13 protein-coding genes are annotated in these 12,988 nt (G+C 64.8%); 1 reads left to right on the top strand and 12 read right to left on the bottom strand.

Annotated features, from left to right (window positions below):
• Positions 1-112: 112 nt before the first annotated feature.
• Positions 113-1,033, bottom strand: coding sequence for a nucleotidyl transferase AbiEii/AbiGii toxin family protein (locus tag B597_RS43170; protein WP_003292111.1), 921 nt, complete (start codon positions 1,031-1,033; stop codon positions 113-115).
• Entirely contained in the window at positions 1,026-1,784 is a 759-nt protein-coding gene (locus B597_RS43165; RefSeq protein ID WP_017244844.1) for a type IV toxin-antitoxin system AbiEi family antitoxin domain-containing protein, read from the bottom strand. Before B597_RS43165 ends, B597_RS43170 begins: the two co-directional genes overlap by 8 nt.
• A gap of 223 nt (positions 1,785-2,007) precedes the next feature.
• Between B597_RS43165 and B597_RS43160 the strand changes: the two genes are divergently transcribed.
• Positions 2,008-2,379 (top strand): DUF3742 family protein, encoded by a 372-nt coding sequence (locus B597_RS43160; protein ID WP_003292113.1) that lies wholly within the window; start codon positions 2,008-2,010, stop codon positions 2,377-2,379.
• Positions 2,380-2,386: 7 nt separating this feature from the next.
• On the opposite strand, the gene B597_RS43155 is transcribed toward B597_RS43160, so the two are convergent.
• The 10 genes from B597_RS43155 to B597_RS43110 form a co-directional block, all read right to left on the bottom strand.
• Positions 2,387-3,910: a conjugal transfer protein TraG N-terminal domain-containing protein gene (locus tag B597_RS43155; protein WP_024162454.1), complete on the bottom strand. Its 1,524-nt coding sequence runs from the start codon at positions 3,908-3,910 to the stop codon at positions 2,387-2,389.
• Between the two features lie 15 nt (positions 3,911-3,925).
• Positions 3,926-4,279, bottom strand: a complete 354-nt coding sequence (locus B597_RS43150) for a hypothetical protein (protein WP_003292115.1) — start codon at positions 4,277-4,279, stop codon at positions 3,926-3,928.
• Positions 4,276-5,682: an integrating conjugative element protein gene (locus B597_RS43145; protein WP_003292116.1), complete on the bottom strand. Its 1,407-nt coding sequence runs from the start codon at positions 5,680-5,682 to the stop codon at positions 4,276-4,278. Before B597_RS43145 ends, B597_RS43150 begins: the two co-directional genes overlap by 4 nt.
• Positions 5,683-5,692: 10 nt before the next feature.
• Complete coding sequence (locus tag B597_RS43140; RefSeq protein WP_003292117.1) at positions 5,693-6,637, bottom strand: TIGR03756 family integrating conjugative element protein; 945 nt, start codon at positions 6,635-6,637, stop codon at positions 5,693-5,695.
• Positions 6,634-7,077 carry a TIGR03757 family integrating conjugative element protein gene (locus B597_RS43135; protein WP_003292119.1) on the bottom strand — a complete coding sequence of 148 codons (444 nt, stop codon included), beginning with the start codon at positions 7,075-7,077 and terminating at the stop codon, positions 6,634-6,636. The genes B597_RS43140 and B597_RS43135 overlap by 4 nt, the downstream gene beginning before the upstream one ends.
• 143 nt (positions 7,078-7,220) lie before the next feature.
• Positions 7,221-7,739: a hypothetical protein gene (locus B597_RS43130; RefSeq protein WP_013721898.1), complete on the bottom strand. Its 519-nt coding sequence runs from the start codon at positions 7,737-7,739 to the stop codon at positions 7,221-7,223.
• A gap of 149 nt (positions 7,740-7,888) precedes the next feature.
• Complete coding sequence (locus B597_RS43125; RefSeq protein WP_003292121.1) at positions 7,889-10,852, bottom strand: HsdM family class I SAM-dependent methyltransferase; 2,964 nt, start codon at positions 10,850-10,852, stop codon at positions 7,889-7,891.
• Positions 10,849-11,325 carry a MerR family transcriptional regulator gene (locus B597_RS43120; protein ID WP_003292122.1) on the bottom strand — a complete coding sequence of 159 codons (477 nt, stop codon included), beginning with the start codon at positions 11,323-11,325 and terminating at the stop codon, positions 10,849-10,851. Before B597_RS43120 ends, B597_RS43125 begins: the two co-directional genes overlap by 4 nt.
• Positions 11,326-11,550: 225 nt before the next feature.
• A complete protein-coding gene (gene radC / locus B597_RS43115; RefSeq protein WP_003292123.1) occupies positions 11,551-12,045 on the bottom strand; it encodes a RadC family protein in 495 nt (164 codons plus the stop codon).
• A 195-nt stretch (positions 12,046-12,240) separates the two neighbouring features.
• Entirely contained in the window at positions 12,241-12,984 is a 744-nt protein-coding gene (locus B597_RS43110; protein WP_003292124.1) for a DsbA family protein, read from the bottom strand.
• Between the last annotated feature and the right edge of the window lie 4 nt (positions 12,985-12,988).

The following is a 12,988-nucleotide window of genomic DNA, read 5'->3' as shown; positions in this document are numbered from 1 at the left end:
CAGCCCTTTGGCCTTTGTCGGAAGCCTTTGGGTATAGGGCCGCTGCTGCGCGGGTGCCACGATGAATGCGGCATGGGGCAATCCCGGCAAGTGGGGCGCTGCGGGATGTTCGTCAGCTCTGGCCCAAGCCGGTGTCGAGGGCGGCGGATTGCGCTGCGAAGTCGTCGGGACGGCGCTTGCGGAAGGTTTCGAGATTGGCGAGCTTCCAGCGCAGTGCCGGCAGTTGCGCGGCGTGCTGGCACTGCACCAGCGACCAGTCCGGTTCTGCGCGCGCCAGCCCGCTCAGAAACTGCTTGTGCGCGGTGCTCAGTCGCTGTGGCAGCTCGCGCCGCATCCTGGCGCGAGCGTCGAGCAGTGTCTCCAGGGAGCAGTCCACTTCGGTCATGCCGACAAAGGCCCGCTCGTACTCGCCGGCGATGTCCTTGTCGTTGCCGAACAGCACTTCGTGGGGCGGCCGGTTGTGGCCCGCCAGATAGATCACGAAGCACTCGACCATGCCGTCGCTGATGCCGCCCGACTCAAAGAGCTGCCACACGTCGAACAGGTCGCGGGGGTGCTGCCGATCCAGCGCGGCCACCAGCTTGCTGGCGTACAGCTCGTCCGGTGCCAGAACCGGCAGCTCGAACTCGACGCCGAACAGATCGCTGGTCCTGGCGCTCAGCGGCCGCCGCTCGACGGGCAGCACACTGCCTCGGAACACGACGTTGACCTCGATCTTCACCTGGTGGGCGTCGTTCTCGACGATCAGCTTGGTGTCCCCCAGGTCCTTGGCGCGAACCAGGCGTGTCTGCACGCCCAGCGGTACAACACGCGTGGCGATGGCGGCCAGCTCCTGGTTGATGGCTTGCAGCGCTTCGTCGCGCGGCGTCTGCCACGGGAGGTACACCACGTCGATGTCCACCGACAGGCGCGGCATGTCCCGCACGAAGAGGTTGATGGCCGTGCCGCCCTTCATGGCGAAGATGTGGTTGGCGAACACGTCGGGCGCGACGGCCAGCAGCAGGCGAACGGTGTCCGCGTAGGTCTTATCCATGAGGTCTCAGGCTTAGCAAGGTGCCGTCATCGAGCCGGCTCATCCAGCGCGTGTTGCTGCCGGTGCGAACCGGGTACTGCTCCAGCAGGGCATCGACATCCACGAGGCTGGTCTCGCGCGCCCAGGTGAGGAACAGGCGCACGGCCTTCACGCTGGCGCAGCAGGACAGCAGTTGTCCGAGCAAGTCCTTGCGGGGGGAACGCAGTCCATCGAAGAGGTTGCGGGCCTCTTCGAGGCTCTGCTTGACGCCGGCTTCGTACAGCAGCTCCAGAACGGCACGCTCGGAGGCAGCCACCCGCAGATCCTCGGGCAGGCCAGGCGGCGTGGTCAGGGTCTTGCTGGCCAGCGTCGTGTCCGGCCAGTCGAACAGGCGGGCGTGGACGTAGCGGGCCGGAAAGCGCGAGGTGAACCAGGCCGGCAACGCGAAACGACCGTCGCCCCACAGCACCAGCGTCTCCCGGCTGCCCAGGTTGTGCCGCACACCCTGCAGGGCCAGGGCGCTCTTGCCGCCGACGTGCAGGCCGGGCACACGCTGTTGCAGGAACTTCAGCGCACCGTAGACCCCGAACTCATCGTTCGGGAAGGCATAGACGCCATGGGCCAGGCGCACGAGCCACCCGCCGTCGGCATAGTGGGCGGCGAGCTGGGGCGACACCCCGAACTGGCTCAGGGTGGCAAGGTCGAACGGCGCCCCACGGGAGAGTCCCGCCTGCAGTCGCTTGATTACCTGGTGCCGAGAATTTCGATCCATGTTATAAAAATAACACAGAATCCAATCGACCCCTAGAGCCATTGCAAGAACGTGCATGGAAAGTAGCATAAGGTTTGATTTGTTGTGCATAATCTAATCGACCTACGACCCGAGCCAACCCGGCTCTGCCGGGCGCAACCCGCCCTCCTGATCGCGGTCTATGCTGGAGGGCAGGCCACGACCGGCCGCTCCGCGAGGTGAGGCACCACTGAAGCCGAGGCATATGAGCATGACCGCCAACACGCACAACGGGCGCTGGAGCCACCGGCTGGGCCGGGGGGCTGGCCGTGCCTGGCGTGGATACCTGCGCCGCGAGCAGCGTGTCGCCGGCTGGCTGGTGACGCGCGGGGTGCCTGCGGGCGCGGCGACGGCGGTGCTCTGGATCGTCAAGCTCGCCGTGCTCGGTGCGCTGCTCTACTCCGCGTTCTGGCTGGCCCTGCTGCTCGCCTTTGCGGTGACTGCTGCATGGCTCGTGCAGCACGACGACCCTGATCAAGAGGAACCGCAACCCGAGTGGAGGGAAGGCCCCAACGGCTTCGGGCTTTATGACAAGAGCGACTGGCGCATCGACCCGCATGTGACCGACGACGACTGAACGGCGGTCACTTCTTCGATACGGCGCTCATTGCCATACCAGCGCCACGCCCCCCAGCGCCCTTGGCGTCCGAGGTGGCGGTGGACAACCCCTGCACGATATTTCCCGTGCGAACGCCTGCCCAAGCCAATGCCATGACCCAAAACGTCGGCAGCACGATGAACATCATCGCCATGACGAAGTTCAGCAACATGTCGCCAAAGGCGTTGTTCAAACCGATCAACGGATCGAAGTTCGTGTGAGGCCTGTCCGCGCCAAACCCCCAGCCGTAGAGCGCATCCAGGATCGTGCTGTCGATCCAGCGCGCGAGCTGGAACCAGAAGTCCACGAAGAACAGCGCGAACTGGACGCAGCTCACCGTCACCACCGTCTTCAGGTCGTAGGTGCCGATCAGCAGCACCAGCGGGATGCAGATGACGAGCGCCATCTTGAGCATGGTCAGCACCATCGGCAGCGCCTGGCGCACCACGTCCATCGCAGGAAAGAAGCCCAGCGAACCGACGGTCAGACCCAGGTCGCTCGCGCCGCGCGTGACGATGTTCGGCAGCGTCTTGTCGATCTGGCCGCCGTAGTCGGTGTAGACGGCGCCCTGGTTCATCTTCTGCTGCCTCGGCGCGACCACGGCGCGGATCACCGAGTCATTGACCTCGCTCTGCGACAGGAAGCCCACCCAGCGCCCGATGCGAGTCAGCAGGTCCGGGTCGACCTGTGCCAGCAGCCGGCTGCGCAGTCCCTGGCCGCCATCGGCCCACCACTGCCGGCAGGATGGATAGCCGCCGCCGCTGTCCACCTGTGCCAGACCCGCATCGCGGGTCGCGTCGTAGGGCCAGGCCGTGCGTGGGGTCTTGGCGCGATAGGTGTCATAGAAGCCGGGCGTGTCGAGGAAGTAACTCGACCCGATCCAGGTGACGTCGTTCATCTGCTCGTCGGAGAGCGTCGGCCGGTTCATGAACAGCTTGGCGCGCGACGGCCCGTAGCAGTCGTGCGTGAAGTCGGCGACCTCCTGTGCCAGCACCGGGTCGTCGATGCGCGTGGCATCCACATCCATGCGAATCTGACGCAGGTCCGTGCCGCAGGGAATCGCCGCCACCGCGGAGCCCGTCACGGCTTTCGACAGCGCGTGCATGAAGAACCACCACACCGGCACCAGCGCGCTCTGGTCGTTGAGCGCCGTGTAGACGTTGGACCAGCCCGTGTCGTTGGGCAGCGGGACACTGACCTGGCATTGCGCGGAGCGCGTGGTGTCGAACCTGATCGTGGCGAGATCCACCGGGATGAACGGGATGCCGGCGAACATGATGACCACGATCGCCACCCACACCCGGTTCTCGATGCGCATCGACGACAGCACGCCCTTGTTGCCCTCGTCCGCACCTTCGCTGCGGGCCTTGAGCCATTCCTGGATCACGATGGCCACGAACGGCAGCGCGAACACGCCGCTGGCCACGAGGATGCTCCAGATGCCGTTGTTGACCACCCAAGCCACCAGGGTCAGGTAATACTCCAGGTAGTCCGTGGTGTAGAGCGTCATGCCTGCCTCCCGGTCTCAGCCGTGCCGCAGCAGTTGGCTGGCTTCCAGCGCGACCACGGCGATCACGGCCGCGATCTCCGTGCGCAGCAGGCGCTGATGCGTCTCGCGGGACGGCTCCCGCCGCAACAGGCGCCGACGCATCCACCACCAGCCGTAAGCCGTCGCTCCGTAGAGGCACAGCCGCCACACGAAGAAGTGGCCGGCGTGCGCCTGCAGCCAGTGCTGCCAGCCCTCGACGCCGCCGACGACGTGGATGCCGGCGATGTTCACCGCCACCGCGGCGGCGACCACCAGCAAGGTCCACAGCAGCGCCACGCCGACGCGGCGGTTGAACAGCCATGGCAGCCGCAGCCAGGCCAGCCGGCTCATGGCGTACCGCTCCGCGGCTTCTGGACTTCCCGCAGACGGTCGCGCGTGGTGTCGCCCTCGAAGACGCCGCGCGAACCAGCAGCGCGGGTGCTGTGGCGCTGGATGATCGCCATCGCCGAGTTGCCGGCCAGCGTGCGCCGCAGCTCCAGCTCGGTCTTGAGGTTGTTGATCTCCTGCTCCAGCGCACTGTTCTCCTGGTCGACCGCCTGCACGGCCAGTTCGTTGGCGGCGACGTTCGGCTCCTTCTTGCCGGTCAGCAACGTGCGTTGCAGCAGCAAGGCCTTCTCCAGCACGCTGGACAGCGCCGCCTCCGACGCCAGGCGCTTGCCCAGCACGTCCTGGTCGGGTTCATCACGCAGGGCCTCGATCACGCCGCGGGTGATCGGCAGCGAGCTGCTGCCGGCCGCGTCGAGATTGGTCGGCGTCGTCGGCCGGGCGCCCGTCACCAGCTCCTGCAGCACCTGCAGCTTGGCCTCGTACTCTTCCTGGATCACTGGCGTGAGCCCGACGCCAGGCGTGGTCTGGGTCTTCGTGCAGTTTTCGCAGGTGCGTTGCTCGCGTTCGCCCAACACGCGGGTCGCCCAGTCCGCGGCCGCGCCAGGCGACGACCAGGTTTGGCAGGTCAGGCGGTTGCTGCAGGCGCTGCGCGCGATCGACGAGGTATCGGTGGCGCTGCGCCCGTTGAGCAGGTTGTAGCCCGCTCGCGTCACGTCGCCGACCACCTTGATCGAACTCTGGCCGGAGCCGCCCGCGTTGCCGCCGCCGACCCAGGGCACGCCGTTGTTCCCTTTGTTGGACTCGGCCTGCTCGATGGCGGAGACGGCATCGGTGCTGCTGACCGCATCCCGCAGCGCCATCCCCTCGGCGAGCTGGTCCCAGCCGGCCTGGCCGCCGGCCATGTCCGCCATGCGATTGGCGATGGCCCGGCAGGTCATCTTCGAGCGGTCGAAATCCAGGCGCGCCTGCAGGATGCCGTTGGTGAGCAGGTTGTACAGGCCCGGGTCGGCGCGCTGGATGATCAGCGCCGGCAGCGAGGCCACGGCGCTGGTGGCGTTCTGGATCACGTTGCTCATGATCGTCTGGAAGCCGTTGGTGATGCCGTTGAGCTGGTTCTGCAGCGTCGTGGTGATGCTCATGTCGCCGCAGATCAGGTTGCTGTTCCAGCCGGCGCCGACGCCGATGCTCTGCATGTTGCCGGCACCACCCATCGACACGGCCCGGCCGCCGCCGATGCTGTAGAGCACGTCGTCGCCGATCACGCTGCCGCTGACGTTCACGCCATTGGGATCGATGCGCGTCTGCGCCCAGGCGACGCCGACGACCAGCGTGATGGCCGCCACGAGCAGCGTGGCCCGCAAGGGCGATTTCGCGCGGTGCAGGAAGTCAGGGAGGGAGGCGTTCATCGTGGGTTCCTCACATGAAATCGACGCTGCCGAGGAAGACCTGGCCACGGCGCCGGCAGCAGGAGTAAGGCCGCCACAAGGCCCAGGCGTAGTCGCCTTGCTGGGCCTGCACGCGGGTGCGGCTGTGCGGGAAGACCACGCAACTGTTCGAGAGCGTGGGCGTCAGCTCCTGCCACTTGCCCGTCGAGGCGTCGGTCTCCATCAACGCGCCGGCCGGCCAGTACCCGTCGCGGGCGTTGGCCAGCAGGGGCTGGTACACGTGGATCTGGCCGCGGCGCGTCACGATGTCGCCCGCGCGCTGCGCGACCACGGCGCCGCTCTTGTGGTCGTCGGTCTGGTGCAGGAAGCCACCGCGGGGATACACGTTGCCCCAGAGGTTCAGGCCGGTGCGCGTACCGATTTCGCGCCGGCCGGGGATGAGCGCTTCGGGGTAGAACGCTTCCGGGATGTTGTAGCGCCAGGCGATCGTGTCGAGCGTGCTCAGCAGATACGGCATGAAGGCCGTGCCCGCGCCTTCGCAGGTGTAGCCGGAGGCGCTGGCGAACTGGCTGAACACCATCCCGGCCGGATGGCCGATGACATCGGCGTTCTTAAACTTGGCGAGGTTGTTCTCGTTGTCGTGATTGGTCGTGCCGTCACCGCCAGCCTTGGCGCTCGGGTTGGGCATGCTCATCGCCCTGACTTCCAGCCACGGGTTCTCGCCGGTGTTCGAGTAGCTCGACACCACCGCATCGGGGACGTAGTGGCGCACCTTGACGGAGGTGCGAACCGAGCAGCCGAAGGGCGTGCAGTACAGCCAGTAGCAGATTCCGACCACGCGGTATTCGAGGCAGTCGGGGGACAGCGCCGACGAGACGATGGTGGCGGTGTCCAGGGCGAACGTCGACGTGGCCGCGCTCAGCAGCAGCGAGGCGGCGGTGGCGCGCAGGCGCCGGCGTGCCAGCAGGAGGCTCATGGCTGCGCGCTCCGGTAGGCGTTGATGCGCGCGACGGCGCGGGGCACGTCGGGCTCGCCGTAGACCACGTAGCGTCGATCGACCACCACGGCGGGAATCTTGGCGATGCCCAGTCCCCAGGCATCCGCGACACCTTGGTAGGCGTGGCCGATGCGGCGTTGAAGGGCCTCGCCACCGTCCTGCAACCGCTGCCGCACCAGGGCTGCAGCCTGTTGCGGGTCGGCCGGTAGGTGCGCGGCGAGTTCGACCTCGATGCGCGTGGCCTGGTCCAGCTCGATGATCCGCACGCCGGCTGGAGCCTGCACCGGATGACGGCTGTCGGTGACGACGAGCACGTCGGCTGCTGCAGTCTGGGTAAACATGAACAGCACTGCCCACAGTCCGGGCGCAATGCTGATGGTCGGCAGCCGGGGCGAAGCCTTGAAGACGGGGGCCGGCATATCGGGCGTCCTTGGAGTCGATCAAAGTCACAGTCGACTTCAAGTGCCGATCTAGCGCGACAAAGAAACCGCATCCGGCCCCTGCCGGTTTCATACCCTATGCCGTTGTGAGCGTTGTGATTGCCTCCTGTCGGAGGCGGAGATCAGGTGCGGGACGCTGAGGTGCCCGCGAACCCAAGAAACGCATGCTGTAAGCGAATCGGCATCGACGGCTTGGAGCGTGCGTGTAGGCTCTGCCAAGTCCCGTCACTGATGTCGCTCGGGGCGAGGCGATCTACCGAGCGCGAAACTCTTCTCAAGTAAGCGTTGACGCCATCCGCGGATTCCGAAGGAACGCCGGCAAGAACGTACCCCACCATGAAGCCGATAGCATGGTTCTCGCCGTACTTCTCCTGGATGAATCGATCCATGCCCTCGACGACGTACTCTCGACACAAGTGAGTGTCCGACCCGGCGATTCGTTTGCATTCGATGATCGCGTGCGGATCATGCTCCTGCGTGCGCAAGAAAATTTCGACGAACGCCAGCGGGATGTCGGTACGTCCGTCTGGTAGCATCACGTTGCTTTTAGATCGCGATTCCGTGCCAGGTAGCACCATGATCTGCTTCCACGGGGAGTTCTTCAGCGCAATGCGCATCCCGTCCCGCAGGCGCTCGGTCATGATTACCTCTCCAGCGTTGGCATTCACGTCCTCGGCTGCGCATGCTCGCTGCCAACCTGCGGCCAGTGTCAGCAGAATGACCGCCACAACCTCGGGCTCAAGTTCAATGAACTCTCTGCCCAGTGCAGGAGGTGTCTCATAGGGGATCCTCAAACTTTGCCCCCTGAAAAGCTCTCCGCGACCACTGCATCGGCATCTTCCAGTGCCGCTATGCCCATCCAGTAGCGCCGCGCTGCTGGCTTGATGATCACGACTTCGTTGCGTCCGTGCACTCGCAATTCCCGCTCTGCACTGAGCGCGGTCGCAATCTTGACTTTCAGGCGCCTGCCGATACGTGCCAGTACTTCACCCAATTCGCCTTGTGGTGCCACGACGCTCACGCTCGCATTACCCGGCCCCTCTTCCAAGACAAAGCGCACGACGCGCAAGGCCGAACTGCTTGGCAAGTCGAGCACTTCGGCGCGCATGTGCCGCTTATTGCGAACGGAAAGCCAATCCTCGATAACGGACAGGAACGTCTTGGCATACGCCGTGACCTCAGTACGACTGTCCGATGGCTCCACGGATGATTCGCGGCCGGTTTCCCATTGCCACCCGGCGCGAAGGAGGCCGTCTCGAATGACAGTTCGGTCGGCATCGTTCAGTTCGTACAGATCGAAGACAGCTTCGTCCAGTTCAGCCCATCCCCTCTCGTCGGTGCCGTTGGCGCGCAGATTCTTCTCAATCTGCAGCAGGCGCTGGCCAGCCTCAGATTTCACTGCGCTCGTGAAATTAGGCACCGGTAGGAAGCTGAGGTCGCGAGCCAGCAGCTTCCTCTTGTAGATTCCAAACTCTGCAGCGGTCAGATAGAAGAACCATGTCGCAAAAGCAGAACTCAACACGGTGGCAAGCAAATGTGCCGTCCGCGTGTGCCCTCTCGGAAGAGACACTGCGAAGTATGAGTTCGTGAAGACGAGATCCCGCTCGGAGACGGCCGCCAAGACGCGTGGACTCCCCAGAAGCATTTCCTTCACGATGAGAAGCGGGGCTTGATATATCTCCCGCGATCGTGGCCATTGTGCCTTCGATTGGCTGAAAGTCGGCAAATCATCGGGAATGTTGAAGTGCTGCATGTCTTTGACTTGCAGTACATCCAATCCCTTTAGCGGGCGAGCATCGCGCGTCTGATTCTCTGGGGCCCCGCGAATCAATCCAACCTGGAAGGTAGTGTCGAGTAATGAGAGTTGCTCGCCCAGATTTCTGTGGGCCGAAGTCAAGTCATCCAGCAATAGGAGGTCACGGCGCCGGCCAACGGCTGCTGCCTTGAGCTTCAACGGCTGTTCTTGGATCTCGTCGAGTGTCAAAGTGATGACGTCACTCGGCGCCACCTCGAACGAATGAGTCCTTGCACCGCTGGGCGTCCACGGGATCTGAACGACCGTGACCTGATCCGTTCGCTGCTTCGGTCGATGACGGGCAAAGAGAACCACTGCGGGCATAGCCGCTGTCGCGAAGAGCCAACTGCACAAATTGGACAGATTTACCAAGGTGATCGGAGCCACGGCTCGCATCACATGCTGAGCTGCTGCCATGCCGGTGCCGCTGCGGCTGAAGAACGGCATCGCGCTAAGAATGATGCCGAAACGGGTCTTCTCATGTGAGAACTCCGCCGCTCGCAACACGAAATCCAAGCCTTCACCGCGCGGTTGCGCAGGTACGCCCGCAACCCTGGTCTTGCGCCGCGCTTCGGTTCCTGTCTGCCCCCTAAAGCTCCAAGGGGGATTGCCCACGATAAGGTCGAACTGCTTCAGCCCTGTCGGCGTCGCCAGCACGGCCTTGCCATCTCCATCACGTTCGACAGTACGAGCGTCACCGACGAGCAATGTCCTGCCGATCAATGGCTGGAACTTCAGGGACTGCGGTGGTTGCGGGTCAGGGTCCAGCTCAAGCGCAGCCAGGTACAGGCTGAACGCAGCGACGCGAATCGCGGCTTCGCTAATGTCTACGCCATACACCTGCCCGTAGAGCGTCGAGCGGATCAGCTCCCTCGTGGGCGGCTGACCTTGCGAGCGAAGATGAACCAAGCGCCGCAGCGCTTCGACCAGGAAGACACCGGAGCCGCACGTCAAATCCAGCACCGACTCCCGTCCAGATAGACCATCCATGACCTCATCGAGGACCAGCGAGACGACGGACAGTCGCGTGTAGTGCACGCCGTTTCGCAACGCTTCTGTGCGCTTTCCTCCAGTCTGCGGCTCAGCATGTGCAAACTGCTCGTAGATCGAGCTGATGAGCTCGACCGGAATCACGTCGAACTGGTAGGGGAAGAAGCTGAGTTGCCCGCTTTCAGGATCGACAGCCTCCAGGAACTCCGCAACCCGCGTCAAATGGTGAGCGGCTGGTGTCGTTTTCACCGACGAGGGCGGAAACATATCGCCGTTGAAGGTCTGGGCCAGCCATGCGAACAGCTTGCTGGTCGCTGGCCGGTCGCGCAGGATCGCCGGCAACGCCGTGCGGCCGCATACCCGCTTCAACCGCGCCGCACTGACGATCTCGCGGTCAATCAGGTACTGGGTGAAGATCACGCGCCCAATCAAGGCCTGCGCCGCATCGCGCGCGAGATTGCCTGCGACCAAATCGCGTTCGAGACATCCAAGGTCAGACAGGAGCTTCTGATCGACGCTGGTCTTGCGATCGATGGCCGGCACCTGGGCCCAGAATTGGCCCGTCTCGATCGCCAGTCGGCCGGCCAACTCGTCCAGTTCATGAAGCGAAGCTTCGATGTTCTCGAAACGCCGAATCAAATGTCTCTGGGCATCGCCTTCTTTCGCGGGTGTGCCGAAACCGTTGTACAGGTCGATACGCTGCGGCGAGATCACCCACAGCAACGGCGCGAACCCCTCGTTCCAGACCTCTCGTCGCCACTGGCTGACCAGATCGTCTGCAGGCGCGCTTTGCTCAAACTTGAAGTAGACGGTCAACGACGACGCGCTGCGCCACAATGCGTCCGGAACAAAAACGCGGCCGTGGCGCGAGGACTGCGCCTCAGCCCCCAACCGAAGGCCGGGCGCGGGTCGCCCGTCCGGCAGGTAGCCGGTTGCGGCGAGCACCTGTTCCAGCGTGGCAGTGTTCACGCCCTACTCCGGATAGCTTCGGGTGGAAACGGCAACGCTGCCTGGCTCGGCGTCGGGACGATCGGCAGCATGTGCTGCTGAAGCCGCATGATCAACGGATCGAGCGGGATCACGAGAGTCGGTTGGGCCGGCGCCGGCCCAACCCCCTCGGGGCCGATATCGCACAGGTTCGCCAAAGTGGGCGTCACGAACGCCACAGACCCGTTCAGCGCCAACGCGCCACTGGTGCTCAGCAACCGAAAAAGCGCGTCCACGCCGACGCTGACGGTGGCGATGTGCACGCCCAATGAGCTGACCAGCTCATTGGTAACGGCCAAGCCAAGGAGATCGGCGAAGGTGAATCGGGCAGCCTTCCCGGTCTTGGACGCCAAGTAGGGCACGGTCTTGCGCCAATGCCGCACCGTTTCGGCGGACACGCCAGTTAGCGTGCGCATCTGATCCTGAGTGTACTGGATGGCGGTGACGGCAGACATTCGCGTTGCTGGCAACTAGAAAATACGCACATTCTGCCATGTAAAGGTGTGCCTCTCAACAAATAAAGGCCGGTTCAGCCGCGTATCCCGCAAGCTTGCAAGCTTGCAAGCTTCCGAAATCGTGACCATCAGAACGCATCGCCAAGGTGGCAACCGGAACCGTTCATGGCAGTTCTTGTGGAGAGGGGCAAGAGGAACAGGCGCCCCCGGAGGGACGCCTGCGGACTACAGTAAGCCGGCTTCGGCGAACGAGTACGGGCTGCCCTTGCCGACGATGAAGTGGTCCAGCACCCGGACATCGACGGTGGCCAGGGCACTCTTCAGCCGCTCGGTGATCGCACGATCAGCGGCCGAGGGCTCGGTGTTCCCCGAGGGGTGCTGATGCGCCAGGATCAGCGCCGAAGCGTTGAGCGCCAGCGCACGCTGGACCACCACCCTCGGATACACCGAAGTCTGGTCGACCGTGCCCTTGAACAGCGGCTCGAAGGCGAGCACCTGGTGCTGGTTGTCGAGAAACACGACGGCGAAGATTTCGTTCGGCTCCGCGACCAGTTTCAGGCGCAGGTAGTCGCGCACGGCGGCGGGACTGCCCAGCGCCGGACCGGCCTTGAACACGCGGTTCTCCAGCAGGGTGATGGCCTGCCGGATGATCCAGTCTTCGTGCTGGGCGGCGATCAGGGTGAGCGACTCCGGGCGGGAGTCGGCGATGACGAGAGACATGGCGAACCTCCAATGGATGAGATCGGAGGGCGCCTGCCCCTGGAGGGCAAACCCTCCTGGGGACGATGGGGATGGAACAGGTGACGAGCGGGCATCCACCACCGCGGGTGCGGTGGCTGTTCGCGTCAAGGGATGCGATGCGAACGGGTTTCGATCAACGCGGACGAGCCGCGCCGCAGCCTTGAAGATCGATGGCTACCTGGGCATGTCACCGGCAACGCCGGCGGGCATGTCTGGGGAATGGGTGGGTTCGGCTGCGGTCGTGCTGCCGGCGGCGAGCAGATCGATGGCCGACAGCAAGGCATCGTCTTCGACGGGACCATGCAGCAGGAGGGTCTTGCCGGACTCGCGGTCGCGCAGTTGCAAGGCCGGCGTCGCCGCGATGCCCTGCTGTGCCGCTTCCGCCGCCTGGGCACGGATGACCGCATCGGGGCGATCGCTGTCGAGACAACCCTGCATGGTTGGTGTGAGGTCGGGATAGCGCAGGCCCTCCGGCAGGCCCTGGCCGTCGCCACGGGTATTCGAGTAGAGCCACGCCACGGCCTGCCAGAACGTGGCATGTCCGCCCGTCTCGCCCGCGCACTCGGCCAGGCGTGCCCCGGCGGTCGCGGCCGGCTCGTGCATGGACAGCGGCAGGTGGTGCCACTGCCAGTTCACCTCGGGATGGGCGTCGATCCAGCGCTTGAGCGCGGGGAAGTAGGTCCGGCAGTACGGACACTCCAGGTCGGCGTACCCGACCACCGTGAAGCGCGCATCGGCACGGCCATACAGCCAGGGCGGGCCGGCCGGTTTCGACGCTTCGGACCCGGCGGCGGCCAGGGACATGGGCTCGGTTGCCGGATGCGGCGCGCGCAGCAGCATCCACGAGGCAACCCCAGTCGTCGCCACGATCAGCAGACCGATCCAGGGATGACGGCGGGCGAATGAGGGCATGCGCATCGTG

Origin of the sequence: Stutzerimonas stutzeri KOS6 (assembly GCF_000307775.2) — a bacterium.
GTDB lineage: Bacteria > Pseudomonadota > Gammaproteobacteria > Pseudomonadales > Pseudomonadaceae > Stutzerimonas > Stutzerimonas stutzeri_B.
Note: the sequence above shows the minus strand (reverse complement) of the source record. Positions and strands in the feature narration are given on the sequence as shown.

Excerpts from the sequence above, each read along its gene's own strand:
- B597_RS43170 (WP_003292111.1), bottom strand. The coding sequence starts at position 1,033 with ATGGATAAGACCTACGCGGACACCGTTCGCCTGCTGCTGGCCGTCGCG.
- B597_RS43165 (WP_017244844.1), bottom strand. The coding sequence starts at position 1,784 with ATGGATCGAAATTCTCGGCACCAGGTAATCAAGCGACTGCAGGCGGGA.
- B597_RS43160 (WP_003292113.1), top strand. The coding sequence starts at position 2,008 with ATGAGCATGACCGCCAACACGCACAACGGGCGCTGGAGCCACCGGCTG.
- B597_RS43155 (WP_024162454.1), bottom strand. The coding sequence starts at position 3,910 with ATGACGCTCTACACCACGGACTACCTGGAGTATTACCTGACCCTGGTG.
- B597_RS43150 (WP_003292115.1), bottom strand. The coding sequence starts at position 4,279 with ATGAGCCGGCTGGCCTGGCTGCGGCTGCCATGGCTGTTCAACCGCCGC.
- B597_RS43145 (WP_003292116.1), bottom strand. The coding sequence starts at position 5,682 with ATGAACGCCTCCCTCCCTGACTTCCTGCACCGCGCGAAATCGCCCTTG.
- B597_RS43140 (WP_003292117.1), bottom strand. The coding sequence starts at position 6,637 with ATGAGCCTCCTGCTGGCACGCCGGCGCCTGCGCGCCACCGCCGCCTCG.
- B597_RS43135 (WP_003292119.1), bottom strand. The coding sequence starts at position 7,077 with ATGCCGGCCCCCGTCTTCAAGGCTTCGCCCCGGCTGCCGACCATCAGC.
- B597_RS43130 (WP_013721898.1), bottom strand. The coding sequence starts at position 7,739 with ATGACCGAGCGCCTGCGGGACGGGATGCGCATTGCGCTGAAGAACTCC.
- B597_RS43120 (WP_003292122.1), bottom strand. The coding sequence starts at position 11,325 with ATGTCTGCCGTCACCGCCATCCAGTACACTCAGGATCAGATGCGCACG.
- radC (WP_003292123.1), bottom strand. The coding sequence starts at position 12,045 with ATGTCTCTCGTCATCGCCGACTCCCGCCCGGAGTCGCTCACCCTGATC.
- B597_RS43110 (WP_003292124.1), bottom strand. The coding sequence starts at position 12,984 with ATGCGCATGCCCTCATTCGCCCGCCGTCATCCCTGGATCGGTCTGCTG.